The organism is Streptomyces sp. NBC_01320 (assembly GCF_035974375.1).
In the GTDB taxonomy this organism is placed as follows: domain Bacteria; phylum Actinomycetota; class Actinomycetes; order Streptomycetales; family Streptomycetaceae; genus Streptomyces; species Streptomyces yanii.
Map to the genome: position 1 here is coordinate 10,959,543 of NZ_CP108390.1, position 25,843 is coordinate 10,985,385.

Genomic DNA, 25,843 nt, shown 5'->3' on the forward strand with positions numbered 1-25,843 from the left:
ACCTCACCCGCCGTACTCGCACCAGCCGCCGCTGTCGACCAAGACGCTGAGCCGGGAGAACCCGAGCTGGTGGATCAGCCGGGTGGCGCCCGAGACGCTGTAGGAAACGTGGAACTTCCGGCCGATCAGCGTGGCCACCCGCGCAGCGGTCCTCACCCAGCCGCGCGCATTCGGCCCCTCCTCCAGATTCGCGGCGAGCTTCTCCAGGCAGCGCGGCGACAGACGGCACCGTGATCCGCTCGGCCCGCGCGAGACCAGGGCCTCGATTCCGCCGTTCCGCCACAACTGGTGCCACCGGTAGGCCGACTTCCGGCTCACCCGGAGGCGCTGGGCGACCTCCAGCGGCTTGATCTTCTGCTCGAACAGCTCGGCCGCCTGCCGCCGTACGGCCTCCCGACGCTGCCGCCCCGCAGCGGTCAGCCCGCCCCCATCCGCATATCTCATACAGCACGAGATGCAGCCCGCACCCCGGCCCCATCAGGCACATCGACAAAGATCACCCTGACGAGCCGAAGTCAGTAACGCGACTGGCCGGCCCGGGAGGTCGGCCCACCCCACGACATCCGCTGTCCGGCGTCACACGTCATGGCGGAGCCTGCGGACCTTCTCCCTGCTGTACGACCATGTGGCGCGCCCGTCGGGCCCCAGGTCAGTCATCTTGTTCCTCCGGGCGAATCCAGGTCCGGGCGAGTTCCGCGACCCAGGTGGCCGCCGCGTCGGGAGCGGGCGGGGGTGCGCCGACGACGACGAGTTCGGTGACGCCCGCCGCACGGAGTGCGGGGAGGTGCTCCGGGATGCCGTCACTCAGTGCGACGGCGACCGTGAGCTCGTCAAAAGCGCGACCGTGGCGGGCGCATGCATCGGTGAGAACGGCGATGCGTGTCGGGACGTCGGCCGCCGGGACGTTGAAGCCGTACCAGCCGTCGGCGAGCGTGGCCGCGCGGTGCAAGGCGGCGTCGCTGTTGCCGCCGATTAGGACCGGGAGCTGGCCGCCGCGCAGCGGTTTCGGGTTGACCCGGATCGCGTCGAAGCGGGTGAACTCCCCTGTGAAGGAGGCCGGGTCCTCGGCCCAGAGGGCACGCATCGCGGCGAGGTACTCTTCGGTGCGCCGCCCGCGCTTGGCGAAGGGGACTCCGAGCGCTGCGAATTCCTCGGCCGACCAGCCGACCCCGACCCCGAGGCTGAACCGCCCGGCGGAGAGCACGTCGAGTGTGGCGGCCTGTTTGGCGACCAGGACCGGGTTGTGCTCAGGCAGCAGGAGTACGCCGGAGGCGAGCTCGATCCGGCTGGTGACCGCCGCTGCGAAGGTCAGGGCAAGCAGGGGGTCCAGCCAGTCCGCGTCCGCGGGCACGGCGATCCGGCCGTCCGCTGAGTAGGGGTAGCGTGAGGCGGGCGCGTCCACGAGCACCACGTGCTCGCCGCACCAGAGCCTCGCGAAGCCGTGCGTCTCCGCGGCTGTGGCCACCGCACGGATCACCTCGGGACGGGCACCGTCACCGATACCGAGCGCGTGCAACCCCACTCGCATTCTCCACCTCCGGGCGTCACCTCAAGGTCCGGTCCACGGGGCTCGGGTCCGCAAGTTCAACCCTCGTTTACTGCGGACAGCCGGCTCGCCGTGACCTTCGCGGCGACCTCGCCGTCGCGGGTCAGGTCAGTGACGGCCCGGACCCTTTCCTTCACCGCCACCGGTCGGTCAACCTTCTGCCCGATCAGGCGTTTCCCCCGTGAGTCGCCCACTATCGTGTGCTTGACCGCATGTTGAAAGGTTCGTCCTGGATCGCTGCCGACCGCTCGTGCTCGTCCTGGACCGAGGCCAGGGTCTTGTGGACGGTGAACGAGATCCGGGCCTTGCGCTGGGCCTGCGGCCAGCACGAGGCGGTCCACCCGGTCCTCCACCTCGAGCGGGCCACCCTGGTGTCGTCGGCGAGCATCTGCACCGAATCCTCGACGGTGAACAGGTCATCGGTACCCTTGGCCACCGACCCGCCCGCTGGTGAGGACGTTGGAGGACCGGGTGTTTTCCTGCCGGGCTGTCAGGAGGTCGCTGCCCGGTGCGGTTCGCCGAGGTACGGGAACCTGTCCAAGGTGTCGGTGTGCGGCGTCAGACCGGTGGGCGGCGCCTCGTTCTTAGTGAGGAACGCGACGCGGACGTCGATGACGTCCTCCGTGAACGTCCGGCCATTAGGGTACGCGGCGGGCTTTGAGGGGTCGAAGTGCAGCACGTCCGGCAGGATGCCGTGCTGGTCGAGCGCGGTGATCGCCTCCTCGCGCGTGTAGCCGCCGGTGTGGCCCAGCAGGTGAACGAACTGGTCCGTCCACCTGGCCCGGTCGTTGACCGGCTCGCTGGCGTTGTACTCCTCCTTCGTGTCGTCGGTGTTGAAGAAGCTGCTCACCGACGGGTGGCCGGCCCGGTCCACGTGGACGAGTTCGCCGTCGCGCAGGACGCTGCACCGGCCCCAGATGTGCAGCTCGGGCTTGGGCGCCAGCTTCGCGGTCGGCAGTTCGATCGCCATGGAGAAGACGTTTGCCGTGCTGTTGGAGTCGATGCCGGTCCACGGGGACTGCCCGCCCAGATGGGGGGCGGTGAAATTCCGGCCGCCGCTGGTGTCGAAAAGCTTCTGGATGCCGTCGAAGTCGAAGAAGAAGGCGTCACTGCGGCTGCCGGCGGCCACCTGGTAGTCGCCGCTGCTGACCACGTTGGCCTGGGGGCCGAAGGAGACGGCGGCGTCCGAAACGATCACGGTTCCGACTGCCTCGGCCTTGCGGGACTCCGCCCCGGTTGCCATGAAGATGCTGTAGGTCTGTGAGCCATCGGCTGCCGGCGGGCTGAAGACCCAGCTGAAGGCGACGTCGGTCAGGTAATCGCCGTCGTTGTCGATGTTCAGCCGGTACACGGCGTCGGGGTGCAGGGCATCGGCGTTGGGGTTGGCGTTGAGGATGAGAACGGTCCTGCTCGGATCGCCGGGTGCCCCGAAGGCGTACAGGTCGCACAGATCGAGGCGCTGGTCGCCGAGCGGCGGCCCAAGGTTGAGGCCGGTGAAGTGGTTGGACATGTCAGGCCCTTCCTCTGCTTGCTCGCTGGAAAACTGCCAGAGCGCTCGAACGGCCGTTCCGCGGCTCGCGAGGTTTACCTGCGCCCGGGCGGTAGAGCGACGCTAGCCCGCCACAGCAGTCCGACCGTCGATGGAGGAAGTGCCGCCTTCAAACAACCCTCGAATGGGTCACCGACGGGAGCAACGGCTGGGCGACGCGCTGCATCCAGCGGCAGGCTCCAGGGGCGGCCCTTGCCAACCGGATCAGAGCCCTCACGCCGCAACGCGGTGACCAGTTTGTCGAACTGACGCGGACTGAGCCCCGTGAACCGGGCTTGCGGGAGGGGAGCGGGCGGTACGGAAGCGTGACGTGTTCCTGGCCCGGCCGCGGGGCTGGCGCAACCAGGTGTCTGGGAGACCGACCATGTCCAGGCCCCACTGCTGGTCGATGTCGACGGCGCCGCGCGGTGGTCGTGGATCACATGGTTCACCGACTGCGCGACGAACGCCATCACCGGTGCCGCGGTCACGTCGGGGCATCCGTCGCGGGAGTCGGTGCTGGCCGCGCTGCGCTCCGCGGTCCTGCGCGAGTACCCCTACGGCCCGTTCGGCGGTCTGCCGAAGAAGGCGTGTGGATCGGGGCAAGGACTTCCTGTCCAGGACGGTGACTGCCGCGTTCGATGTCCTGGACGTGACGGTGGAGGACCTGCTCGCCTACGGGTCCCCGGGCATGGCCCGCCACTTGATGCCGTTGTCGACCAGGTAGGGGATCGCGCCGAACAGCTGCCGGTGACAGTAGGCCTCCGGTCGTCCGCCCCGGCTCTCCATCCGCGCCGACGTTGGCAACGCCTGCCGGACCACCGCCCACTCCACGTCCGTCATGTCCGAGCCGTAGGGGAGCTCCCGGCCCGGACGATCCGCCACGTTCCCGAACCTGTGGGCGAGACAGTCACATCCAGGGGTGACGAGGTCGACTCCACGGACGTGACCACGTAGAACTGCGACACAGGGCCTCTTGTCTCTCGCCGGCTTCAACAGCCGGGAGCTATCAAGAGGCCCTTCCTCTATGCGCGCACGACAGCCAAACCACCCGATCCAGGATCCTGTTCGATCAAGAACGACCACACGATCGGAAAAACAACGGCTTGTCAGCCGGGGCCAACCGGCACGACACACCGCTGCTCGTGCCCACCCTGGAAGGCGAAGGAGCAGGTCGGGCTGCTGCCCGAGCACGTCGATGTCAACCTGGACCGCGGCTGCGGCAAGACTCGCACCGCGCTGCCGAACTCGGCTTCATCGGCGAGATCGCCCGCAAGGGCGTGCCCGCTCCGATCCAGGCCGACAAGAGATGGGTGGCAGAGCGCAGTCACGCGTGGATGGACGGCTTCGGCGAACTCCGACGCTGCACCGGGAAGCGCAGCCAGGTCTCGTCGACCTCTACTTCTACCTGTCCGCCTCGATGGTGACGCTCCGTATGGTCATCCGGCGTGCCACCCATCTCTACCGCTGGGACGGCGCCCGACCACCAAAAGGCTCAAGTGACGCATACTGCAGGGAATTCCAACGAACACCACAGATCGATCAAGGGCGGATTTCGGTCAAGTTGGCGCCGCGTGCATGACGGGTTCCCGTCAAAGCTGGCACGCTTCTGTCCAGTCGCCGCAGAGCACCCCTGCAAACGCACGCGCACCACACGATGCGGCGATCACGTCGGACACCGTCCGACCCACTCGCACCTCCAGCTCTACCGGGCGGCAACACCCCCGCCTGCCCGGCTGACTCCGGCCATACAAACCCGGCCGCCGCAGAAGGAGTTCCGTGTGACTCGATCCTCCCGAAAGGCCGTCGCCGCGAGCGCGTTGGTAGTTGGCGCCGCGATGATCGCGGCCGCGCTGCCTTCCGGTGTCGCCACCGCCGACACCATGAGCCAAGCCCCGGCCAAGCCCCAGGCCCGCGCCGGCGCCGTGCCGGTGCAGTTGTCGCCGTCGCAGCGTGGCGAGTTGCTGGCCGCGGCGAACGCGTCCCGGGCGGTGACCGCCAGGTCGCTGCACCTGAGGTCGCAGGAGGCGCTGATCGTCAAGTCCGTCCTGAAGGACGCGGACGGCAGCCTGCACACCCGCTACGAGCGGACCTTCGCCGGACTGCCGGTCCTGGGCGGCGACCTGGTCGTCCACACTGCCGCGAACGGCTCCGCCGAGGGCGTCACCAAGGCCACCAACGCGACCATCACCGTCGCCTCCACCACTGCCGCCAAGAGCGCCGGCTCCGCGAAGGCCCTTGCGCTGGGCCGCGCCAAGGCCAAGGGCGTCGCGAAGGCGACGGCCGGCAGCGCCCGCAAGGTCGTCTGGGCCGCGTCCGGCACCCCGACCCTGGCCTGGGAGACGGTGGTCGGCGGCACCCAGGCCGACGGCACCCCCTCCGAGCTGCACGTCATCACCGACGCCAAGACCGGCAAGAAGCTGTTCGAGTTCCAGGGCATCGAGACCGGCGTCGGCAACAGCGAGTACTCCGGCCAGGTCACCATCGGCACCACACCGGTCGACGGCAGCTACTCGATGACCGACGGCACCCGCGGCGGCCACAAGACCTACGACCTCAACGGCGGCGGCTCCGGCACTGGCACGCTGTTCACCGACGCGGACGACATCTGGGGCGACGGCACCACCAACAACCGGCAGACCGCCGGCGTGGACGCCGCCTACGGCGCCCAACTCACCTGGGACTACTACAAGGACGTCCACGGCCGCAACGGCATCAAGAACGACGGTGTCGGCGCCTACTCCCGCGTCCACTACGGCAACGCCTACGTCAACGCCTTCTGGTCCGACTCCTGCTTCTGCATGACCTACGGCGACGGCGCCGGCAACACCAAGCCGCTCACCTCCATCGACGTCGGCGCCCACGAGATGACCCACGGCGTCACCTCCAACACCGCCGGCCTGATCTACAGCGGCGAGTCCGGCGGCCTCAACGAGGCCACCTCCGACATCATGGCCGCCGCCGTGGAGTTCTGGGCCGACAACGCTTCCGACGTCGGCGACTACCTCGTCGGCGAGAAGATCGACATCCGCGGCAACGGCACCCCGCTGCGCTACATGGACAAGCCCTCCAAGGACGGAAAGTCCGCCGACGCCTGGTACTCCGGTCTCGGCTCCATCGACGTCCACTACTCCTCCGGCCCGGCCAACCATTGGTTCTACCTGGCCTCCGAGGGCAGCGGCGTCAAGACCGTCAACGGCGTGGATTACGACTCCCCGACCTCCGACGGTCTGCCGGTCACCGCGATCGGCCGGGACGCCGCCGCCAAGATCTGGTACAAGGCCCTCACCACCTACATGACCTCCTCCACCAACTACGCCGCCGCCCGCACCGCCACCCTCCAGGCCGCCGCCGACCTGTACGGGCTGGGCAGCGCCACCTACATCAACACCGCCAACGCCTGGGCCGCCATCAACGTCGGCCCCCGCGTCATCGGTGGCATCCTGCTGACCACCCCCGACGCCCAGACCAGCGCGGTCGACACCGCTGCCAGCCTCCAGATCAAGGCCACCGGCTTCAACCCCGGCGCCCTCACCTACTTCGCCAGCGGCCTCCCCGCCGGCCTGACCATCAACCACACCACCGGCGTCATCTCCGGCACCCCCACCACGCCGGGCACCAGCAACGTCACCGTCACCGTCCGAGGCTCCATGCACGGCCTCAACACGGCGACCTTCACCTGGCACGTCGCCAGGGGTATCGTCGAGAACACCACCGACGTGCCGATCCCGGACATGGGCGCCGCGGGCCCCGCGGCCTTCTCGGACATCGACGTCACCACGATCTCGGGCCAGGCGCCGAGCGACCTCAAGGTGGGCGTGGACATCAAGCACACCTGGCGCGGTGACCTGGTCATCGACCTGGTCGCCCCCGACGGCACGCTGTACCCGCTGAAGAAGAGCAACTTGTCCGACTCGGCCGACAACGTGCTCGAAACCTACACGGTGGACGCCTCCAGCCAGGTCGCCAACGGCACCTGGCGGCTCCAGGTCCGCGACGTTTACCGAGGCGACTCGGGCTACATCGACAGCTGGAGGCTCATCTTCTAAGAGCGTCTGGCAGTAGGCGCGCACCGGCGGGCAGAAGGTGCCCCCGGATGAAGAGCAGGCACGAGCCGCGGTGATCACGGAGTTCTTTACACTCGGCGATCACCGCAGGGCTCGTGCCTGTTCTGCCATCACGCCTGCTCGAACCCCTGCGGTACCCATACTCCGCGCTCCTGCCTGAGCACTTGGACACCTAGCCGGTGGGCTTCCACAACCCGCACGTCCCCGACCGCGTTGGGATCACGCGGCGTTGATCCGCTTGGCGATGGAGGACCTCGGGCGATGCGCACCACCCTCACCCCTGATCTGACCGCACTGCAGTGGCGCAAGTCCAGCCACAGCAACTCGGAGGGCGGCGAGTGCCTCCAAGCGGCCGACGACTTCGCTGTCGTTGTCCCCGTCCGCGACAGACGCGGTGCCCAGGAATGAGCGTCTCTCAAAGGGGAAGACCAGAAGCCGGTCCGCGTCAAGGAGTGCCCGTTGCGGCGGATGCCGGCCTCGGGGTCACTCGGGGGCTGGTCTCCCCCTGGGAGACGCGGACGGTGCGGCCGATCAGCCTGACCGGCACCGAGTAGCGGTTCATCCGGACACACATCTGGCTGTAGCGGTCGACCCGCGGGGTGGAGAGCCGGACCGTCTTGAACGGCTCCACCGAGCGGTGTGCATCGTGAATTTGCCGGTCACGGGTCTGGTGTGTGCGGGGTTCTGGGTGCTCAAGCTGGTCGCGGTTGGATGACTCCGGTCAAGATCGTCGGTCAGCGACCGACTTCACGGTTCGTCAGGATCAGCAGAGCCCTCACCAGCGCGGTCGCCCACGTCGGGTCGGTGCGCACTTTGCCGAGGACGCGCCAGTTCTTCAGGTGGGCGAACCCGTGCTCGACCGGTGCCCGGACGGCCGCCAATGCCTTGTTGGACGGCTTCTGCCCACGCGTCAGAGGCCGGTTCCGGGCAGCCTTGTTGCCGGTGATCACTGCCGGGTCGGCGCCGGGATCACGGTCGTCGAGCCCGACGAATCCCAGATCGGCGATCGCGCCGGGCCCGGCCGCCCGCAACCTCTGCGTGAGCCTGTCGTGACAGGGCGGCCTCGTCGGGAGTCTCGCTGCGGTGCGGGACCAACAGCACCCCCGCCCCGCCACCCGGGCGGGAGCCGGGGCAGCGGCCGCGGCGGCCTCCGCCGCGGCTTGGTCCTGCTCGGCCAGCCGGACCAGGACCCGCTCGGCGATCAACAGTTCCTCCCGCTCGGCCCGCGTCTCCTGCAGCTGCTTGGTCAGCTCCTCGGCGAGCGCGTCCAGTTCACTGCGGCGAGCCGTGATCCGCTCCAGCTACAGAGATCAATGCGATCTGCATCGACCCGGCCTTCCGCGGGCAGGGCCTGGCCGCCCGCCTGGTCCTGGCGGTGGCCCCCGGCGTCCGTGCCCGCGACGCGAGGCCCTTCCTGCACACCTCCGCGCGCAACACCAACGCCATCCGGCTGTAGGAGTCGCTGGGCTTACGGCTGCGCCACCGCACGGCGTTCCTCGCGGCGCGGGTGCCGGAGACAGCGTGGCAGCAGTAACGCAGATGTGCGAACGAGCGGTGGGCGATTACCCCCGCGGCTGGGCGTACACTGCACACATGGGTCGCACATGCGCAGTGAGGGAGTGCCTGTTCCAGGCCACCCGTGCCCTGTGCCCGTCCGCCGCGTGCGCGACGGCCGTCGACCCGGTGAACGCGCCGGCGATCTACTGTCGCGCGTTGCACGGCCACGGCTAGCGATTCCGGGCAATTCTCGGAATTTCCCAGATCATTCCGCCCCTGCAGGTGGACCATTTTCTGCGCGGCCGCCCCTCCCCACCTCTGTAACCGCACGGCGACGGTCCTCCCCATAATTTCCTGCTTTGTCATCCTTTGGCGCCCTGGTGCCGCCTGCGCGCCGACCGCCGGACGACCGGCAGCCGGCGCATCTTCGAGAGGACCCCTGTGAAGTTGAGCGAGCTGCTCGCCGGGCACGATCATGAAGTCATCGAGGGCGATCCGGAGACGAGGATCACCGGAGGCACCTGCTTCGACGCCCACCGCGCCGCTCCGGGATCCCTGTTCATCGCGGTACCTGGTCATCGCGAGGGCGGCCCCGAGTCCGTCGGACCGGCTCTTGCACGCGGCGCGGTGGCGATACTCATCTGCTCCGCGACGGCACAACTTCCGGTCGCGCCCTGGGCGTCGGCAGCTGGTGTATGCGTCGTAGCCGTCGAGGACACGCGCAAGGCGGCCGCGGTCGTCGCCTCCCGCTACTACGGGGAGCCAGGCCGGCAGATGAAGATGGTGGCCGTCACGGGCACCAACGGGAAGACGTCGGTTTCCTCCATGGTGGAGTCGGTGCTGAGGGTCGCCGGGCACGCCAGGGTGGGGGTCATCGGGACGGGCGGCAGCCGGATCGGCGACGAACTGATCCCGATGCCGAGGTCGGTACTGACCACACCGGAGTCGCCGGACTTCCAGTATCTGCTCGGGTGCATGCGCGACCGCGGTGTCGGCACCGTGGCGTTCGAAGCCACGTCGATGGGCCTGCTGACCCACCGTCTCGACCACTCGTTCATCGACGTAGGGGTGTTCACCAACCTGACGCAGGATCACCTGGACGACCACGGCACCATGGAGAACTACCGGGACGCCAAACTGCGTCTGTTCCAGGGGCTGTGCCGACGTGCGGTGGTCAATGCCGACGACCCGGTCGGAGCCTCCATCGGGGCGATGATGCCCGGCGCGGTCGTCACGTACGGCATCGACGCGGAGGCGGACTACCGGGCGACCGATCTGACCATGGACGCCGTCGGCACCCGCTTCACCCTGCACCACGCCGGCCACAAGTATCCGGCGGCGATCCCCGTGCCTGGACGGTTCTCCGTCTCGAACGCACTGGCCACTGTCGCAGCCTGCCACCTCATCGGGCACAATCTGGCCGGACTGGTTGCCGCACTCGAGCGGATGCCCCCGATCCCGGGAAGGTTCGAACGCTACGAGACCCCGGACGGCACGTCCGTCATCGTGGACTATGCGCACTCCCCGGACTCACTGGAGAAGGTGCTGACCACCATCCGCGGCTTCGCCTCTGGCCGGGTCGTCACGGTCTTCGGCTGCGGCGGGGACCGGGACGTCACCAAGCGCGCCCGGATGGGGGAGATCGCCGGCACCTACTCGGATCTGTGCGTTCTCACTTCGGACAATCCCCGGAACGAAGACCCCCGGGCGATCATGGATCAGATCGTCCCGGGCCTGCTCGCGAGCGGCACCACTTTCGAGCGGTTCGCCGACCGCCGCCGCGCCATCTCCTTCGCCCTGTCCGCCGCAGGGCACGGCGACGTCATCCTGATCGCGGGCAAAGGCAGCGAGCCCTACCAGATCGTCAACGAGGAACTGCTGCCGTTCAGCGACATGGCGACGGTGCGCGAACTCGCCACGCGGTAGGCGTATCAGCCTTCTTGACGCCCGGCGCTGGTTGCAGTGCCGGGCACGAGGACGTGCAGCTACTCCAGACGCCGACCTGCTGGCTGATGCGCAATGGCAGGTCCGCGGCCCTGGCCGAAGCGATGGTGGTCGTCCGGCACATCGTCGGCCTCCAGCGCCGTCAGGGACCTGCTGCCCGCTACACACGAGACCTTGTGGCCCCGCGGCTACCTGGGGGACGTGCGGGCCGCCCGCATTTCCGTCGGCGTGGACGCCTGTTGGCGCTGATCGGGGCGGGCTGGGGTCGGCCCGTCCGGCTACTCCATGCCACAGCTCGGTGCGTTCAGCACCCGGCACCAGACCAATCGGCCACCTCAAGAACTGGCGCGTGCTCGGCAAGGTACGCACCGACCCGAAGTGGGCGACCGCCCTGGTCAGGACCCTGTTCGTCCTGACGGACCGCGAAGTCGTCCGCCCTCAACCAGCACGAGCATTCAGAATCCCGCGCACGCCAGACCCGTGACCATCAACTTCACGATGCACACCACTCACCGGCAGGGGAGCCGGCAGCGGCTGTTCAGCCGCGAAGTATTCGCCAATGGTGCGGGGACGGGAGCAGATTCGGCGGGCGTCGTCATCCTGGTCCCACCGGTCGATCGCCGCGTTGAGCTCGGCGAGCGTGTCGACTTCGGGGACTTTTTCTGAACTACCGATGGCCCCTCGACTTTCGATGTTCTGACAGGTTTGGGTGATCAGGCTGCGCCGGCTGCGGCCCACGCCTGTTGGACGGCGCGGATTTCCTCATCCGTGGGCCGGCCTGGGCGGGTGGGCGTAAATCGGGCGGCGATGATCACCCGGCGGAGCTTGGCGGCCATGTCGGACAGGGCCGGCTCGGCCTTGGTGGTGTACCACGGGGCCCGCTCGCGGCGCTCGACGACGTCGCGGGGGTGGTGGCCGTGCAGCGCGTACCAGGCCACGGTGATCGTGTAGCAGTACAGACCGAACGGGACGGTGCGCTCGACGGCCGAGCGGGTGCGGTTTTGGGCCTGACCGACGCCGAGCAGGTCGCGGGCCTCGGCGAAGGTGACCTCGATCGACCAGCGTGACGCGTAGCGGGCGATCAGGCCGGCCGCGCGGGTGGTGAGGTCGGTGGTGACCAGCGCCAGGTCGTAGCCGGTGTCGGTGGTGTCGTCGCGCAGGAGGATCACGCGGACGGTGCGGGTGTGGAAGGAGCCGTACCACAGGCAGGTGGTCTCGGCCAGGTGCACGGTGTCGGTCCGCTGATACCGCTTGACCTCGGTCCTGGTGAAGGCGGCGGTGGTGGCCAGGTCCTTGGGTGTGCCAAGGCGTTCGCCCTTGAGGGCGGGTCGGCCGCGGCGCCCGGTGGGCGGCGGGGCCAGGTCGTACAGCACCGCGCTCGCGGGCAGGCGGGTGGTGAACGTGCAGGTCGCGGGCAGGCCGCGGAGCGCCTTGCCGTGGTAGGCGGCGTCCGCGACGACGTGGATGCGCCGCCCGTGGTGGCAGGCGGCCAGCAGGCGGATCATGGACGCGGCGAGGCCGACCTTGGACTGCTCCTGCTTCGGGCGCCACAGCCGGGCCATCACCGGCAGGCACACCGGCCTTGCCAGGAACGGCAGTTGGACCACGATGCCGACCACCACGAAGCAGGTCCCGCGCCCGACCGGCTTCGGACCCCGGGCCGCGCCGTCGTGCTGCCAGGCCGCGCCGAAGACTTTCTTCCCGCGCCGCTTGAACAGCGTGTCGTCCACCGCCACTGTCAACAACCCATCTGCTGGCAGGAGTTGGCGCACAACCAGATGGGAGAGGGAGATGCCCAGCAGGTCGGGGTTCCAGCTCGCGCGGGAGAAGAAGGCGTGGGCACGGTCGTGGGACCAGGTGCGCGTCAATCCCGCGCCCGTCACCATGCCGGTCACCGTGCCCCGGCCGGTCTGCGCGATCAAGCCCGTGACCAGCGCGGCGAAGGTGGTGAAGGTCGGTGTGGTGAAACAGCCCCGCAGGAACGTCAGCACCGCCAGCAGCGAAGCGGGTACGGTCGTGTCCGGAAGCATCGGCGGGTCCCTCTCAGCAGGCGACGCAAGCACCGCCGATGCTTCTCTGCTGTCCCGCCCCGCACCGCCAGATCAGGCCCCCATCACCCACCCGAGCGACCCCAACGACGATCAACGGAAACGTCGAAAGTCGAGTGGCCCAGGCGAACGGGCGGGAGGGAAGATCGTGATTCTCTGGCTCGCCTCAGCGCCAGGGACTACGGTCGTGAGCGTGATCGAACACGATACCCTCAGTGTCACCCGCGAGGCCTACGACGCTGCTGCCCCCATGTACGCGCAGCTGTTCCGCGACGAGCTGCGTGACAGGCCTTTGGATCGCGCGATTTTGAGTGCCTTCGCCGAAGTCGTAAGTGCGAGTGGGGACGGTCACGTCGCAGATCTGGGGTGTGGGCCTGGCCATATCACCGCTTACCTGGATGAGCTGGGGCTGGCGGCATTTGGCGTTGATGCCTCTCCTGCGATGATCAAGTTGGCTCGACAGACTTACCCGGGCCTGCGGTTCGACGTGGGCTCGATGGCCGCGTTGAACATCGCTGACGGTGTGCTCGGAGGCGTACTTTCACGTTGGTCCATCATCCATACTCCGCCGCGAGAACTCCCCGTCATCTTGGCGGAGTTCCACCGTGTGCTGGCACCGGGCGGCCACTTTCTGGTCGGCTTTTCGGCCAGCGATGATCCGTCTCACTCGACGCAGGTCTTCGATCACGCGGTCGCGCCGGCCTATCGGTGGTCGCCGGATCACCTAGCCGCGATGTTGCGCACGGCCGGTTTGGCCGAGGTAGCCCGGATGGTTCGCGAGCCTCAGCCCACCGACCGGCGGCAGTTCAAGGAGATTCACCTGCTCGCCCGCAAATCCGAGGCAGGGTCTGCCCAGTCGAACGCATGACCGCATCCAGCCTGCCGGACGGGGAACCGTTGGGCTCCAGGCGTCGACTCATGATCAGGGCTCACCGCCCGTTCGGGCGCCACGGATATTCAAGGTTACTGCGGTTCCCTTGTCGCAGAAGGGGTGCGCGTGACTCCTCCACGCAAGATCAGGGATGGCGATGTCGGCAAAGGTCGGCATGCCCAGGTCGATGGCTGTCGAGCGCCGTGCGATGAGGTTGTCGAGCTGAGCGAGTTTGGCGTTTGCCGCGGCCAAGCTGACCTCGAGGCCCTCGGCTTCGCCGACCCAGCGTCTCTAGAACTCTGTGTGTGCCTGTGGTTTTCGGGCGCGGCGTGGCCGTGTGCGGTTGCCGCCCGATGGTCCGATCCTTGGGGTGAGGGGGGTGGACTGCGGTGGCGTGCAGGTGGTGGAAGCCGGTCCGCTCGGCGGCGCGGGTGCGTCGTCGACAGGTTCTGCGTGAGAGCCGCCTGCGTCCGGGTGGGGAAAGTCTTCCACCACACCCAGGTATGGGCGGGCACTCCATAACTCTTGACAAATGATCACGCTCCTGACAGCAGTGGCTCTGTGCCACTCCCACGAACGGAATACCCTGAAGGGGGCGATCAGCGCATGACCAAGCCCGAGAGCGCGGGATACGACTACGACGTCGTCATCAGCGGAGCTAGCCTCGCAGGCAGCGCCGCAGCGATCTTGCTCGCTCGACGCGGGGTTCGCGTCGCACTGCTGGAACGTCGCTCGGACCCCGATGCGTACAAGGTGCTTTGCACTCACTCCCTCCAGGCCAGCGCCTACCCGGTGCTGGACGAACTCGGCCTCGTCCCCGCTCTCGAGAAGGCTGGAGCCGTCCGCAACAAGGCCCGCTGGTACACCCGCTGGGGATGGATAGAGCCGAGGGCCGCGCCGGCAGGCCCCGAGCTGCCGTACGCGTACAACATTCGGCGCAGCACCCTCGACCCGCTCATCAGGTCTCACGCGTCGGAGACCCCTGGCGTCGATCTGCTCCTCGGTCACCATGTGACCGGACTGGTCCGGGAAGCCGGGCGAACCGTGGGGGTGCGCGCATCGACACCACAGGGCGAGCGGGAGATCCGGGCCCGTCTGGTGGTCGGCGCCGATGGCAAGGACTCGGCCGTTGCGAAGTTCGCCGAGGTGCCTGCTCGGCAGTACGAGAACGCGCGGTTCGGCTATCTCGCGCACTTCCGTAATCTTCCGCTCCACGGCGGGATCGGTCACGCATGGTTCCTGGAGCCCGACATGGCGTACGCGTTTCCGAACGACGACGGGGTTACGGTGATCGCGGTGCTCCCGGACAAGAAGCGGCTGCCGGCTTTCCGGGAAGACCTGGAGGGCAGCTTCTTCGAATTCGTCCGCGCCCTGCCCGAGGCACCACTCATCGACTCCGCCGAGCGCATCACGAAGATCACTGGCACTGTCAACTACCCGCTTCTCAGCCGCGAGCCGACCGCACCGGGCGTCGCGTTGATCGGCGACGCCGCCCTGACCGGCGATCCCCTGTGGGGAGTGGGATGCGGGTGGGCTCTGCAGTCCGCGCAATGGTTGGCAGAGGCGGTCGCCTCGGCCGCAACCGGTCGGGGCGACCTCAATAGGTCGCTCGTGCTGTATGCACGCAGACACCGGCGCCGACTGCGCGGTCACCAGTATCTGGCCGTTGACTACGCCAAGGCCCGTCCGTTCAATCCCTTGGAGCGGCTGATGTTTTCGGCGGCAGCGCGCGATGAGTCGGTGGCGCGGCACCTGTACCTGTTTGCCTCCCGTCTGATCGGTCCGCTGCGTTTCTTGAACCCCGTGGCGCTGGCCAAGGCTTCGGCCGTCAACATCAAGCATCGGGGGGCGGCCGTGACAACCGCGCACATGTCACACACAGAGTCATGACCGGCTTCCGCCAGCGGATCTGTACGGTGACCGGTGTAACTCCCGGGCTGGAAGCGAAGCGACAGTTGATGACTGACGCGACGAGTGAAACTGAGGCCGGGCAGTTCACCGAGACCGGGCAGACCGCATGGACCGTACAGGTTCAGGAACTCCTCTTATAGAGGTCGTCTCGTTCGGTGCCGAAGGGACAGGAGCTGAGCTCGACGGGTTCAGATATTCAGAGGCAGCGAGTGCCGTTAACGGGCGGCGTAGGGCGATTCAGCCGCCAGACCACGCCGATCCCGCTGCCAGAGGGAGCTACGGGCGGCGTTACCTGTTCACGCCGGACTTCGGTGAAGCCCAACCGGCGCGGTATGGCGGCGCTGGAGGTGTTGGCCAGGTCGTGCGCGATTTCCAGGTACTCCACGTCCGGCAGGGTAAACATCTCGGTGACCATGGTTGCTGCTGCTCTCGTGGCGATGCCGTGGCCGGGGGCGGCAGGGTGCAGCCAGTACCCCATGCGCCGGCCCTGAGGTTCGGCCCCGCGGTAGGTCTGGCACATGCCAATGAGAGTGCCGTCTGTGGCGATGGCGTAGTTGTACACGTCACCGCTTGCCCACTTCGATTCGGACTTCGCGAGGAAGTCTCGGGTGCTTTCCTCGCTGTGACGGGCGACCCACGGCTCCCAGGGGCGCAGGTGGTCCAGAGACTCCTCGATCAACTTGAATGCCGGAGCGAAGTCGCTCTGCCCCCGCCAGCCTCGCAGGACGAAGTCTCCGCACTCGATGATATGCCTCGGTCGCTCCATGACGGCCATGATTGTTCGCAGAACGGCTCTCTGCAATGGGATGCGGAAGAACTGGTGGGCCGTCCACCTGGCAAGACGGCGGTAGCAGATCAGAGCGGCAGCGATGGCGCCGAAGGATAGTGCCGCGCCCGGCAATGTTTGCCCCGTCGCACGGTTTCAGCTGTCGTTTCCGGCGGATGGGAACGTGCATCTTCTGGAGATCGGGCTTCAATCAATCCGGTCTTCGCCATATCGCGCGGGCCGCCCAGCACACCTTCTCTGACAACTGAGCCCGGTCGCTGCTTTTCTGAGTGCGTTGTGGCAAACCGGATCTTGTTCGAGGTGTGCGGCAGCGGGGTGTGAGGGGCCCTGCGCTTCTCGGACAGCGGTGTTGAGGGTTCTTCTTACGCCGCTGCCTGCAACTGCTCGTACGCGGCTTGGACTTCTGCGGGAGTCTTGTAGCCGAGTCCGGAGTGGAGGCGTTGTCGATTGTAGAACATCTCGATGTAGCGGACGATCGCCCGGTGGGCATGCGCGCGTGTTGGGAATGCAGTTCGGTGCACGAGTTCGTTCTTGAGGGCACCGTAAAATGATTCAGCGATCGCATTGTCCCAACAGACACCGGTGCGGCCGACCGACGCTCTCAGGCCCAACGAGCGAAGCTTGCAACGAAGTTCCCGAGACGTGTATTGACTGCCGCGATCGGAATGAAATATGCAGCCTTCGGCGAGGTCGATGTTCGGGGCCGCCATATCGAGTGCATCCGAGATGAGAGAGGTCTTCATGTGGTCAGCCATCGCCCAGCCGACACAGCTTTGGTGTGGCAGTCGATGACGGTCGCGAGATAAAGGAACCCGGCCCAGGTGTGAACGTAGGCAATATCGCTCACCAGTTTGCGCCCGGGAGCGTCAGCGGTGAAGTCACGGGCCAGCAGGTCGGGCGTGGCCGGCGCCGCATCATCGGCGATTGTGGTCGCCCGCCAGGGCCGCGGCTGGCATGGCGCCAGGCCGAGCTCGCGCATCAGCGCGCGGACCAGTTCCGCTCCGGCCTGCACATTCAAGCGCTGAAGCGCGGCGTGGACACGCCGGTAGCCGTAGGTCTCCTGCGAGTCAGAGAAGACCTGGAGGATGATGGCCCTCAGTTCCGCACGGCGCTTCGCGGTGGCCGACAATGGCCTCGATCTCCAGTGGTAGAAGCCCGACGTGGATACTCCCGCCCGGGTGCACATCTGCTGCACGGGAAAGTTGTCGGCCTCGCCGTCGATGAACTCGTACTTCTCCGTCACCGGTATTCCTGGACGAAGAAGGCCGCCGCTTTTCCCAGGAACTCGGTCTTCATACGGAGTTCCCGGTACTCGCGTTCCAGCTCACGCAGGTGGGCGCGTTCGCTGATGTTCAGGGGAGGCTCCCCCCGGCGTGCTCTTGCCGGTACCGGCTGACCCAGGTGCCCAGCGTTCCCTCGTTCACTTGTATCTCCCGGGCGACCTCGGCGATCGGGCGGGACTCCACGACCACCATCTTGACCGCCTCGTCCCGACATTCAGGACTGAACTTCCTACGCTTCTGTGCCAAGTGCTCTCTCCGCCGTTCTGGACTTCGATCCTATGGGGACCGCTGTCCGAGAACTTCGGGGCGCCTCAGTGGGGCGAGCCCTGGTGGTCGAGTTGGCTCGGCAAGCGGCTGCAGGCGGTTTCACTCGGATCTGCCTGAGTGCCGAGCGGGGTGAACCGCGCGCGCCGCCTGTACTTTGAAAGGTTCCGCTGGCCTGTCTCCCGTATGGAATAGTTCCGCCTCGCCCGATGGATTAGGGCGAGGTAGGCTGATGGCAAGGGCATCGACATTAAAGGCGCACTTGACCTGGCGTGATGTCTACGGCTTGAGATGGGGGACTGTTTTCCCCAGGGTGCTGGTTCCGAAAAGGCCATCCAGCGTACCGCACCAGCAGGTCACTCGACCGTCGATAGATGACTCGACCTGCGATCGAAATCGATCACGACTGATCGCAGCATCCAGCAGATTGCCTATATGGCTCCCGAGGTCCTCGCTGATGCTGGGGGTGAGGCGCGAATCAATCCTTCTGCCACCTGCTTCGATCGGATTCGAGGGTCGGCAGACGTAAGTACGGCCCTCGCGATCGAGGGGAACGACTGAGGGGAATGAGAACAGTGCAGATCACGGGCTTCAATCCTACGAACGGCCCCGTCGACACGAGGGTCACCTTGTCGCTGACGGATATGCCGTCAGATGCGAGTATCAGCAACACCACGGTGCTGCTGAGCGGATCGCCTACGGTCAATGTGACTGCTGTCGACACACGCGGTGGCACGATCGACGTCACCATTCTGGCCAATTCGCAGAGCGGCGACTTCGAAGTGACGGTTCAAAAGCAGCCGGTTCCCGTCACTGCGCAGAGCTCGACCATCTTCACCGTAAATGCAGCGCCTGGGGCGGCGCAGATCACGGGCATGCAACCGCGCACAGTAGTTCGAGGTGAGACACCATTGACCCTGAGTGGTCAGAACCTCGACCAGATCAAGTACCTGCGCATCGGCGTCGTGAATGTCCTGAGCCTGACGCACTTGAACTCTGAAATGGTCCGCGTGACGGTTCCTGCGGCCGTACAGCCCGGCCAGCAACGCGTCACCGGACAGACACAGGATCGCCAGGTGAACTGCCCCTTCATTCTCACCGTGCAGTAGCCGAACTCCGTTGCAGAAAGGAGGTGGCATTCATGGCCACCCCGCAGGATGTGGTCGACGCCTGGGCGGATATCACGACATGGGTGCAGGACACGCTGCCTGAACTGGCGCAGCAGCAGAGTTTGCCTGTGGAAACGTACGATGCCGGCGACCTTGGCGCCTGCAGTGCTTTCAACACTCCCGGGGAGGGTGTGGTGGGCTGGGGCAGTGACGGTGACGCCACCATTACGCTGACCTCTCTCAAGATCGTCAGTATGTCCGGTGTGAAGATCCAGACCGCAGCCGCAATGGACGGCACCACGGTGCACCTGCCGTTGTCGTTCTCCCAGCTAGAAATCTCCGGCAACTACGGCTATGGCCAGCCCTGCGCGCTCTACGACTTGGGGAAGAAAGCGGATTCCGCAACCGCCAGCGGCCACGGCGCCATCGTCCAGACCATCAGCAACAACTCGCTCTACTACGTCGCCAAGTTGGGAGGCGCCGTGACCCTGAGTAACGTCGTGGTCAATGGCGCTCCGGCGGTCACCGTCACCCCCGATACAGGTGGGATGCCTTCCTGGCTGGTAGCGATCGGCGACTTCTTTTCCACTTTCAAGGAGGCGGATGCGATGCGCTCGACGCTACAGAACGTCTTCCTGACTGCTGACTTCAGCAAAACGTTGATCGCGTTGATCAACCAGCAGACAGGTGGCCGAACATGACTGCGAATCCGGAGAGCTCAACCGTCGAGGTGCATCTGCAGACTCCTTCTGGGGATGTGTCAGTCGGCCAGTTCAGCCTGAACGATGGTCAGGTCACGGGAACGGATCACCGCGGCATCACCTACCGAGGCACCTGCACGCCCATGCCGGACGGCGGCCTGAACGTCGAGCTGATGGCTAGTGTGCCGGCCGGTACCCGGATCGGGGAGAGCAAGGTCACCGAGACAGACGCCGAGCACAAACTCGCCTTCCATCTCAACCAGGAACAGGTGGCCGGCCAGCAGACCAAGGAGATCCTGCTGTCCGGCTTCGGCTCCGCCGATGTGCGATTCGAGGTGCGCTGACAGAGCTTTGTCGTGTCAGTACCTGAGGGCGCCCACCGCAACCTGATGCCACACTGCACCGACACACCGGTACCCGCTCACGTTCGACTGATCCGCTTTGTGGAGAGACGTTATGACCGGGAGCCAACAACAGCAGCCGCAGAACCCGCTACAACTCGGGCAAACGCTGTATGAGATTTTGGATGTCACGGTCATCGGCACTCCCCGGAGCGCGACCGCCCCCCGCTATAACCGGGTGACATACAACGCGGACGGTGGCAGCCCGGTCGAGCCGCTCGACCTGCAAGCACAGGATCAGATCCGGGACGTCAAGGCGGCCACCAATATGCACGCCGCCGTGCAGAACGTCTATGTGCTGACAGCCGACAAGGTGCAGATCATCGGAAGCGACCACGACAAAGCCACTTCGCGAACCTGGGCCGTCTCCAACCTGAGCAACATCGTGGATCTCGATCCGCAGCAGATTCAGGATCCACACCTCCTGCTGCTCGGCCAGGATGCACAGAGCATCTTCCTGCAATCGCTCGATTGCTCCACCGGGCACCTGTCCAGCCCAATGTGCCTGCCGACCACCGTCACGGGCAGGGTGGTGGGCGCGCTGCTGGCACGCAATCAACTCGATGCGCACGCGATCGTCTGCACCGTGCACAACGGGCAGTTGATGGTCAACGATCTCGGTTCGAGTGTGCTCGGTGCGAATCCAGCGATGTCATCGGTCAACACCATTTCGCTGGGCGCGGTACAGAATGCGGCTGTCGTCGACATCACCACAGCCTCGCTGGCGGCAGGCACTTCGGACCAGCAGGTTGTAGTGACCCATCTCGATCCCCAGGGCGTCCTGAACGTTACTGTGCTCGGCTGGACCAAGCAGACTCTGGTTTCGGTCGCGACGGCCACCCCTGATCTCAGCTTCGCCCCGCCCGAGGGCGCGGTGTTCCGGGTGGCCGCCGGCGACCTGCTCGGCAATGGCGTCGACCAGCTGGTGGTCGGATACAGCGCGACCTATCAGTCCGTGAAGGGCTGCGCTGCGCTGTTGCTGTTCGAGCTGGAGGAGGGGGCCCACGGTACTCAGAGCCTGAAGCAACTCAGCAAGTACGCCGCGGCGAACACCGGTTCACAACCTCTCGCCTCAATCGACCTGCACTTGGCGGTGGGTCTGTTCGGGGAGGCACTGCCTCCGGACCAGACGGCGGTATCGGCCGATGCGCCCGCAGGAGTGCTGGGGGTGCTGGTCGTCGGCGGTGGCGCGACCTTCGACCAGCTCATGAAGGGGGAGGCTTCCATTCTGGCCGGCCTGGTGCCCGTTGATGCGGTCGAGAAGACGTTCCCACGGTTGAACAATTCGCCCGGTCTCCCACAGCACCTGACGGACGTGATGACCATCGACTACCAGTCCGGTTTCTTCGCGTTGTCGAGCGATGTCACTGGGCAGAGCGTGATCCTCGGTCCGCCGACGCTCAGCCAGTCGGTGGGCAAAGGGCAATTGCTGGCCGTCATTCAGGCGCCGCCGTTCGAGTCCGGTGATGTGTCGATCAGCAACCCGACCCTCACCTTCGGCCAGACCGTCTCCAAGGTCACGGGATGCAATGTCTCGTCGAACAAGGTATGGACGTTCAGCAAGGACACCGGCATTTCCATCGGAATTGCCGGGCAAACCTTGGGGCAGCACGTCAACAGCTCCTATGGCTACAGCTTTGACCAGCTCGACGACTACTCCACCAGCACGCTCGTGCAGTCGACCACAACGATCTCCGTGGACGACCTGATCGTGCTGTACGCCATGAGCTACTACGTCTGGACCTACCCGGTCTACCGCAAGGCCAGCCAGGACGCCCCGGACGGCACTATGGCGGTGATCTTCCCGATGGCGCCGGAGCCGGTCCAGAGCACCATCCCCGCGAGCGATCCCAGCCTGGGCTACATACCCCCCTCGCAAAACGGCGTCCTGTTGAGCTATGTCAACCTGCAACCGGACGGTTACGACGACTCCCAACTGCTGTTCAACTTGACCACCATGTCGGTAACCAACGAGCCCAGCGGAAGCACCCTGAACTACGACCGGACCCAGATGGTCAGCGAAAACATCAGCAAGTCATTCATGGTCCACAACTCCACGACGGACAGCGCGCACTTCTCCATCAGCGCCAACCTGCTCGACTACATCCCGATCGATTTCGGGCTGGACCTGAGCGAAGGACAGACATACTCGGAGTCGGACGTGCAGACGACGATGCTGTCGCACACCACCACCATGAACATCATCGTCACGTCGGGAAGCGTCAAAGACATCGGCTACGAATACCAGATCACACCCTACATTTATTACCATCAGACGATGGGATGCCTGATGGTAAGTTATAAAATTACCATGCCCGGCAAACTGTGGGCCAGCTATTACCGACCCCGTGTCATGCTGCAGTCGCTGTATCCGAATTCCACGGATTCGGTGTTGCAGGGGTTCAGCCGATCGATTTCATTCCAGGACAACGACGACGGCACGGTTGACGTCAAAGTCGAGGTCTTCAACAACAGCTTGAAGGAGATCCAGAATGTCGCCTGCGAGTTCTACCACGGCGCGCCATCGGTAGTCGACAACAAGCTAACGCCGTCTGGGAATATGGTCGGACGTCAGAGCTTGGAGACGTTGCTGCCGACTGGGCGCGCCACGATGAGCATGAACATGAGTTTGCAACAGAAAGACCAGGTCGTTGTCGTTGTGGTGTACGGCGCGCCGGCACCGGACGGCATGCAGGAGCATGAGGTGTATTGGGGTATCTACCCGCCCTCAGCCTTCGCGGACTGGCATGCGCAGCAGGTGTCATTACCGGCTGGGGAAGGGTGATCCGGCTATGAGATTGTCGGCCGTCGAGCGGGCATCGTGTGGATTCACCGAGGACAGTGCGGATGATCTGGGACCGCTTCCGGACGGGACTTCCTCCGACGCTGCCACAGCGGTGCTGCGGGCCCGGCAGTTCGGTCGTGGCTTGCACGTGACCCGCGCGGCCAGGCGTGCCGTGGCCAAGCTTCGTGCCAGCGCACCGGAACTCGCCGAGGGCGGCCACCTCGGGCTGATCCTTGCCACCGAGCGCGGCGACCAACATATGGTGGCCCGGCGCACAGCCGATGTCGCGCAGCGGATGAGCCTCGGGGAGCGGGCGCCGACCGATCTCTTCCGGGCGATCGCCTACTTTCCGGTGGGTCGGGTGGCGAAGAGCATCGCGGAGAAGCTGCAAGCTTGGGGGCCGGTCGTCAGTGTCCCCGCCGACCTCGAGCGAGCTCGGACTCTGGCTGAGGTGTGGTTGACGGCCGGGCGTGCCGAGCAGGTGGTGCTGGTGGCTGCCGACGCGACGGCCGATGGTGCCACGGCGCACGCGACAGCGGAATTGTGGCTCGGAGGCCGGCGAGTCGACACCGCGCCAGCCCTCACCATGACCGCCTATGTCCAGCGGACTCACCAAAGCGAGGGCGTGTCGTGCGCGGAGATGGCAAGCCAGGTCATCGAAACGCTGGCCCCGGTCGGCGGCCGGCGTACCGCACTGATCGTGGGTTCCATGCTCGCCGACGCGGGCGAGGCGTTGCTCGCCAAGGTGTCTCCCCGTGACCCCGGTCCGCCCTTGGAGGGCGCCATCCGCTCACTGGCGGGCCGGCTTGGCTTCAGCGAGCTGTTCGTCCTCGTAGGTTCCTCCGGGGGCAGCATGACCGCCCTCGGGCTGGCCCAGGACCTCATAGCACTGGACCGGGTCGACTCTGTCGTGGTCTGCGGCGTCGATCTGGTCCACGGCGTCCTGGCACAGGCCCTGGGGCTGCTGCTCTGCGACGACCTGCCGCACATGCGCGGGGGAGCAAGCGCTCTGATGCTGCAACCGGGTAGGCCAGACGGCGGCCACCCCATCCTGCAGGCATGCTCGCTGGTCAGCCCAGCCGTCCCGTCCCAGCCCACCGCCGCGATGGACCTTGCCGGCGTCCCCACCGGTCTGCCGAACGGCAGGAAGCCGTCGCATGTCGTGCTCAGCGGACTGAGCTCCCTCGATCTGCAGTGCGCCGAGCAGCTGGCTGGCCACGTCTGGCCAGGCGTCCCGATCTCCAGCCGCGGTGACGTTCGCGGTGTCGGCGACGATGTCCTCCGGCTGGCGGGAACGGCCAGTGGCCTGGACCTGCCCATGGGCATTGTCGGGGTCCACTCCCTCGGCGGGACAGGATGCTGCCTACTGACTTCGGCGCTTTGAGGAGTTACCAGCAGCAGCTCGCGCCGTCCGGGATCAACGACTTCGGTGAACCGCCCCGGTTCGAATGGAGACTCGATTTCGTAAAAAGATCGGGTCATGCCACGACCTTCCCGTTACCCGCTTGAGCTCCGTCGCCGTGTGGTGCGCATGGTCGCCGAGGTGCGCGACGACTGCGGGCTCGGCGGGTGGTGACGCAGAGAGCATCTTGTTGACGAGATGGACGACGTGGAAGTGGTCCACGACCACGACGGCGCCCGGGAGTCCGGTGCGCACGGCAGCCCGGTAGGTGGTGGACATGTCGATCGCGACGTACCGGATGTTCTTTCTCCACTCCAGGCCGGTGGTGGACAGCCAGGCCAGGACGTCGGCGACGGTGCGGCCCTCGACCTGGCGGAGCAGCCCGCCGGCGCCCAGCGCGTCGACGAACCCGGGTGCCACCGGTCGCGCACCAGCTGCCACTTGCCCGACTCCGGGTCTTGTGCCCACGTCGTCTCGCCCCGCCGGGTCTCATCGATGCCCAGGACCTTCACCTCGGGGAGCGGCTCCGCGGTGACCTCGCGGGCCTGGGCGCGGACGGCGTCCATCACGGTCGGCCAGGACAGGTGCAGCGGGCGGCCTTGAGCGCGGTGGATCCCGCGTCGCGTACCCGGCGCGCGGCCACAGTGCGCAGCCGGGTGGTGAGCCGCGCGCTGGCCGGTATGTGGGGGATCTGCTCGGTGAATGACCGGCGCGGGCAGCAGGGCTCTCGGCACCACCAGCGGCGCTTGTGCCAGCGGAATTCCAGCCCGCCTTCGCCATACGGAAGGTCGCGGCACTCTGTTACGGCTGGATCGACGGCCAGAAGGCCAAGTTCGACGACCAGTGGCGGCTCCAGCGGTTCAGCCCGCGCAAGCCGAGCAGCAAGTGGTCCAAGGTCAACCGGGACAGGTTGGCCGCCCTGATCGAGCAGGGCCGGATGCATCCGCCGGGGCAGGCCGAGGTCGACCGCGCCAAGGCGGACGGCCGCTGGGAGGCGGCCTACGACGGCACGAAAACCGCAGCAGTGCTGGAGGATCTCGCGGCGGCCCTGACCGCCGACCCGGCCGCGGCGGCGTTCTTCGAGACGCTGGATCGGCATAACCGCTTCGCGATCCCGTACCGGATCCAGGATGCCAAGAAGGCCGAGACCCGGGCGCGCCGGATGGAGAACTACGTAGTGATGGCGAAGGGCGAGAAGCTGTACCCGTAGTCGCGGAGAGAACCCGCTGCGTGGTGCCCTGGGCTCCTGGCGCGCCTTCGGCCCCGGCAGCAGCCACCCCTCACTGAGCGTGACGGAACGTCAGAGGTCCTACGCAGGCGCACCGCTCAAGATCGAAGACCCAGTTTGGCCGGTCGCCTGCGGCGGGGTCTGCCAGGCCGGGCCGAAGACCGGTGGCAGCTGCCGCTACGTACAACCCGAGGTGACCACGAAGATGATCGCGGCCAGAGTCCCGCGGTCACCGGCCCGGCGTCGGCCGCCGCCCTGCGGGCGCCTCACTTCCGTGGGCGACACCACCCGCCGGAACAGCACCTACAACTCATCCGACACCAACCGCTCAACCAAATCCGTCATGCACTGCTCAACGAACGATCGCGTCATAAGAAACGACGTCCTGGGTATCACTCGGCGCTCCGCTTTGCGAAGTGCAGAGAAGGCGGATCCTGCGGGCGTCGAAGAGGCTGGTCGCCGTCGGCAGGG

The 25,843-nt window shown here is 66.5% G+C and carries 21 protein-coding genes and 7 pseudogenes; 14 read left to right on the forward strand and 14 right to left on the reverse strand.

Annotated features, from left to right (window positions below):
* Positions 1-54: 54 nt before the first annotated feature.
* The 7 genes and pseudogenes from OG395_RS50190 to OG395_RS50215 form a co-directional block, all read right to left on the reverse strand.
* Positions 55-444 (reverse strand): annotated as a pseudogene (locus tag OG395_RS50190) (helix-turn-helix domain-containing protein); the annotation flags it as partial.
* Between the two features lie 205 nt (positions 445-649).
* Entirely contained in the window at positions 650-1,528 is an 879-nt protein-coding gene (locus OG395_RS50195) for an LLM class F420-dependent oxidoreductase (RefSeq protein ID WP_327248861.1), read from the reverse strand.
* Positions 1,529-1,584: 56 nt separating this feature from the next.
* Entirely contained in the window at positions 1,585-1,689 is a 105-nt protein-coding gene (locus OG395_RS58780; protein WP_376341504.1) for a hypothetical protein, read from the reverse strand.
* Between the two features lie 50 nt (positions 1,690-1,739).
* On the reverse strand, positions 1,740-1,982 hold the full coding sequence (locus tag OG395_RS50200; protein WP_327248862.1) for a DUF6192 family protein: 243 nt from the start codon (positions 1,980-1,982) through the stop codon (positions 1,740-1,742).
* A 54-nt stretch (positions 1,983-2,036) separates the two neighbouring features.
* Positions 2,037-3,056, reverse strand: coding sequence for a DUF4331 family protein (locus OG395_RS50205; protein ID WP_327248863.1), 1,020 nt, complete (start codon positions 3,054-3,056; stop codon positions 2,037-2,039).
* A gap of 203 nt (positions 3,057-3,259) precedes the next feature.
* Positions 3,260-3,370 (reverse strand): annotated as a pseudogene (locus OG395_RS50210) (IS5/IS1182 family transposase); the annotation flags it as partial.
* Between the two features lie 379 nt (positions 3,371-3,749).
* The gene (locus OG395_RS50215; RefSeq protein WP_327248864.1) at positions 3,750-3,959 is read right to left on the reverse strand and encodes a transposase; all 210 of its coding nucleotides are present in this window, start codon (positions 3,957-3,959) and stop codon (positions 3,750-3,752) included.
* 221 nt (positions 3,960-4,180) lie between these two features.
* Between OG395_RS50215 and OG395_RS50220 the strand changes: the two are divergent.
* The 3 genes and pseudogenes from OG395_RS50220 to OG395_RS50230 form a co-directional block, all read left to right on the forward strand.
* Positions 4,181-4,577: pseudogene (locus tag OG395_RS50220) on the forward strand (IS5/IS1182 family transposase); the annotation flags it as partial.
* Between the two features lie 335 nt (positions 4,578-4,912).
* On the forward strand, positions 4,913-7,123 hold the full coding sequence (locus OG395_RS50225) for a M4 family metallopeptidase (RefSeq protein ID WP_327249713.1): 2,211 nt from the start codon (positions 4,913-4,915) through the stop codon (positions 7,121-7,123).
* A gap of 279 nt (positions 7,124-7,402) precedes the next feature.
* On the forward strand, positions 7,403-7,549 hold the full coding sequence (locus OG395_RS50230) for a DUF397 domain-containing protein (protein WP_327248865.1): 147 nt from the start codon (positions 7,403-7,405) through the stop codon (positions 7,547-7,549).
* A 37-nt stretch (positions 7,550-7,586) separates the two neighbouring features.
* On the opposite strand, the gene OG395_RS50235 is transcribed toward OG395_RS50230, so the two are convergent.
* Both OG395_RS50235 and OG395_RS50240 read right to left on the reverse strand, forming a co-directional pair.
* Positions 7,587-7,772: a Mu transposase domain-containing protein gene (locus tag OG395_RS50235; protein ID WP_327249789.1), complete on the reverse strand. Its 186-nt coding sequence runs from the start codon at positions 7,770-7,772 to the stop codon at positions 7,587-7,589.
* Between the two features lie 103 nt (positions 7,773-7,875).
* Positions 7,876-8,193, reverse strand: a pseudogene (locus OG395_RS50240) (transposase family protein); the annotation flags it as partial.
* Positions 8,194-8,444: 251 nt separating this feature from the next.
* Here OG395_RS50240 and OG395_RS50245 point away from each other — a divergent pair.
* From OG395_RS50245 to OG395_RS50255, 3 genes and pseudogenes are all read left to right on the forward strand, one after another.
* Positions 8,445-8,675 (forward strand): annotated as a pseudogene (locus tag OG395_RS50245) (GNAT family N-acetyltransferase); the annotation flags it as partial.
* Positions 8,676-9,079: 404 nt separating this feature from the next.
* A complete protein-coding gene (locus tag OG395_RS50250) occupies positions 9,080-10,564 on the forward strand; it encodes a UDP-N-acetylmuramoyl-L-alanyl-D-glutamate--2,6-diaminopimelate ligase (protein ID WP_327248866.1) in 1,485 nt (494 codons plus the stop codon).
* Positions 10,565-11,062: 498 nt separating this feature from the next.
* The gene (locus OG395_RS50255) at positions 11,063-11,248 is read left to right on the forward strand and encodes a hypothetical protein (protein ID WP_327248867.1); all 186 of its coding nucleotides are present in this window, start codon (positions 11,063-11,065) and stop codon (positions 11,246-11,248) included.
* 47 nt (positions 11,249-11,295) lie between these two features.
* Here the strand turns inward: OG395_RS50255 and OG395_RS50260 are convergent, their stop codons facing one another.
* Positions 11,296-12,612 carry an IS701 family transposase gene (locus OG395_RS50260; protein WP_327248868.1) on the reverse strand — a complete coding sequence of 439 codons (1,317 nt, stop codon included), beginning with the start codon at positions 12,610-12,612 and terminating at the stop codon, positions 11,296-11,298.
* 211 nt (positions 12,613-12,823) lie between these two features.
* Between OG395_RS50260 and OG395_RS50265 the strand changes: the two genes are divergently transcribed.
* Both OG395_RS50265 and OG395_RS50270 read left to right on the forward strand, forming a co-directional pair.
* Positions 12,824-13,498 carry a class I SAM-dependent methyltransferase gene (locus OG395_RS50265; protein ID WP_327249714.1) on the forward strand — a complete coding sequence of 225 codons (675 nt, stop codon included), beginning with the start codon at positions 12,824-12,826 and terminating at the stop codon, positions 13,496-13,498.
* Positions 13,499-14,107: 609 nt separating this feature from the next.
* Positions 14,108-15,391, forward strand: a complete 1,284-nt coding sequence (locus tag OG395_RS50270) for an NAD(P)/FAD-dependent oxidoreductase (protein WP_327248869.1) — start codon at positions 14,108-14,110, stop codon at positions 15,389-15,391.
* A 217-nt stretch (positions 15,392-15,608) separates the two neighbouring features.
* Here OG395_RS50270 and OG395_RS50275 read toward each other — a convergent pair whose 3' ends face one another.
* Together OG395_RS50275 and OG395_RS50280 are read right to left on the reverse strand one after the other, a co-directional pair.
* Positions 15,609-16,178, reverse strand: a complete 570-nt coding sequence (locus OG395_RS50275) for a GNAT family N-acetyltransferase (RefSeq protein WP_327248870.1) — start codon at positions 16,176-16,178, stop codon at positions 15,609-15,611.
* A gap of 383 nt (positions 16,179-16,561) precedes the next feature.
* Positions 16,562-17,728: pseudogene (locus tag OG395_RS50280) on the reverse strand (IS3 family transposase).
* A gap of 593 nt (positions 17,729-18,321) precedes the next feature.
* Here OG395_RS50280 and OG395_RS50285 point away from each other — a divergent pair.
* From OG395_RS50285 to OG395_RS50305, 5 genes are all read left to right on the forward strand, one after another.
* Complete coding sequence (locus OG395_RS50285; protein WP_327248871.1) at positions 18,322-18,855, forward strand: IPT/TIG domain-containing protein; 534 nt, start codon at positions 18,322-18,324, stop codon at positions 18,853-18,855.
* Positions 18,856-18,887: 32 nt separating this feature from the next.
* Positions 18,888-19,556 (forward strand): hypothetical protein, encoded by a 669-nt coding sequence (locus OG395_RS50290; RefSeq protein ID WP_327248872.1) that lies wholly within the window; start codon positions 18,888-18,890, stop codon positions 19,554-19,556.
* A complete protein-coding gene (locus tag OG395_RS50295) occupies positions 19,553-19,900 on the forward strand; it encodes a hypothetical protein (protein ID WP_327248873.1) in 348 nt (115 codons plus the stop codon). The genes OG395_RS50290 and OG395_RS50295 overlap by 4 nt, the downstream gene beginning before the upstream one ends.
* A gap of 112 nt (positions 19,901-20,012) precedes the next feature.
* The gene (locus tag OG395_RS50300; protein WP_327248874.1) at positions 20,013-22,742 is read left to right on the forward strand and encodes a hypothetical protein; all 2,730 of its coding nucleotides are present in this window, start codon (positions 20,013-20,015) and stop codon (positions 22,740-22,742) included.
* A 172-nt stretch (positions 22,743-22,914) separates the two neighbouring features.
* Positions 22,915-24,126 carry a hypothetical protein gene (locus OG395_RS50305; protein ID WP_327248875.1) on the forward strand — a complete coding sequence of 404 codons (1,212 nt, stop codon included), beginning with the start codon at positions 22,915-22,917 and terminating at the stop codon, positions 24,124-24,126.
* Positions 24,127-24,159: 33 nt separating this feature from the next.
* Here the strand turns inward: OG395_RS50305 and OG395_RS50310 are convergent, their stop codons facing one another.
* A complete protein-coding gene (locus OG395_RS50310; RefSeq protein WP_327248876.1) occupies positions 24,160-24,564 on the reverse strand; it encodes a transposase in 405 nt (134 codons plus the stop codon).
* Between the two features lie 328 nt (positions 24,565-24,892).
* On the opposite strand from OG395_RS50310, the gene OG395_RS50315 reads away from it, so the two are divergent.
* On the forward strand, positions 24,893-25,354 hold the full coding sequence (locus OG395_RS50315; RefSeq protein WP_327248877.1) for a YdeI/OmpD-associated family protein: 462 nt from the start codon (positions 24,893-24,895) through the stop codon (positions 25,352-25,354).
* A gap of 198 nt (positions 25,355-25,552) precedes the next feature.
* Here OG395_RS50315 and OG395_RS50320 read toward each other — a convergent pair.
* Positions 25,553-25,675, reverse strand: a pseudogene (locus OG395_RS50320) (IS5/IS1182 family transposase); the annotation flags it as partial.
* Positions 25,676-25,843 lie beyond the last annotated feature (168 nt).

What these genes read in the sequence shown, in the direction of transcription:
- OG395_RS50195 (WP_327248861.1), bottom strand. Translation starts at nt 1,528, where the DNA reads ATGCGAGTGGGGTTGCACGCGCTCGGTATCGGTGACGGTGCCCGTCCC.
- OG395_RS50205 (WP_327248863.1), bottom strand. Translation starts at nt 3,056, where the DNA reads ATGTCCAACCACTTCACCGGCCTCAACCTTGGGCCGCCGCTCGGCGAC.
- OG395_RS50225 (WP_327249713.1), top strand. Translation starts at nt 4,913, where the DNA reads ATGATCGCGGCCGCGCTGCCTTCCGGTGTCGCCACCGCCGACACCATG.
- OG395_RS50230 (WP_327248865.1), top strand. Translation starts at nt 7,403, where the DNA reads ATGCGCACCACCCTCACCCCTGATCTGACCGCACTGCAGTGGCGCAAG.
- OG395_RS50260 (WP_327248868.1), bottom strand. Translation starts at nt 12,612, where the DNA reads ATGCTTCCGGACACGACCGTACCCGCTTCGCTGCTGGCGGTGCTGACG.
- OG395_RS50270 (WP_327248869.1), top strand. Translation starts at nt 14,108, where the DNA reads ATGACCAAGCCCGAGAGCGCGGGATACGACTACGACGTCGTCATCAGC.
- OG395_RS50275 (WP_327248870.1), bottom strand. Translation starts at nt 16,178, where the DNA reads ATGGAGCGACCGAGGCATATCATCGAGTGCGGAGACTTCGTCCTGCGA.
- OG395_RS50290 (WP_327248872.1), top strand. Translation starts at nt 18,888, where the DNA reads ATGGCCACCCCGCAGGATGTGGTCGACGCCTGGGCGGATATCACGACA.
- OG395_RS50295 (WP_327248873.1), top strand. Translation starts at nt 19,553, where the DNA reads ATGACTGCGAATCCGGAGAGCTCAACCGTCGAGGTGCATCTGCAGACT.
- OG395_RS50300 (WP_327248874.1), top strand. Translation starts at nt 20,013, where the DNA reads ATGACCGGGAGCCAACAACAGCAGCCGCAGAACCCGCTACAACTCGGG.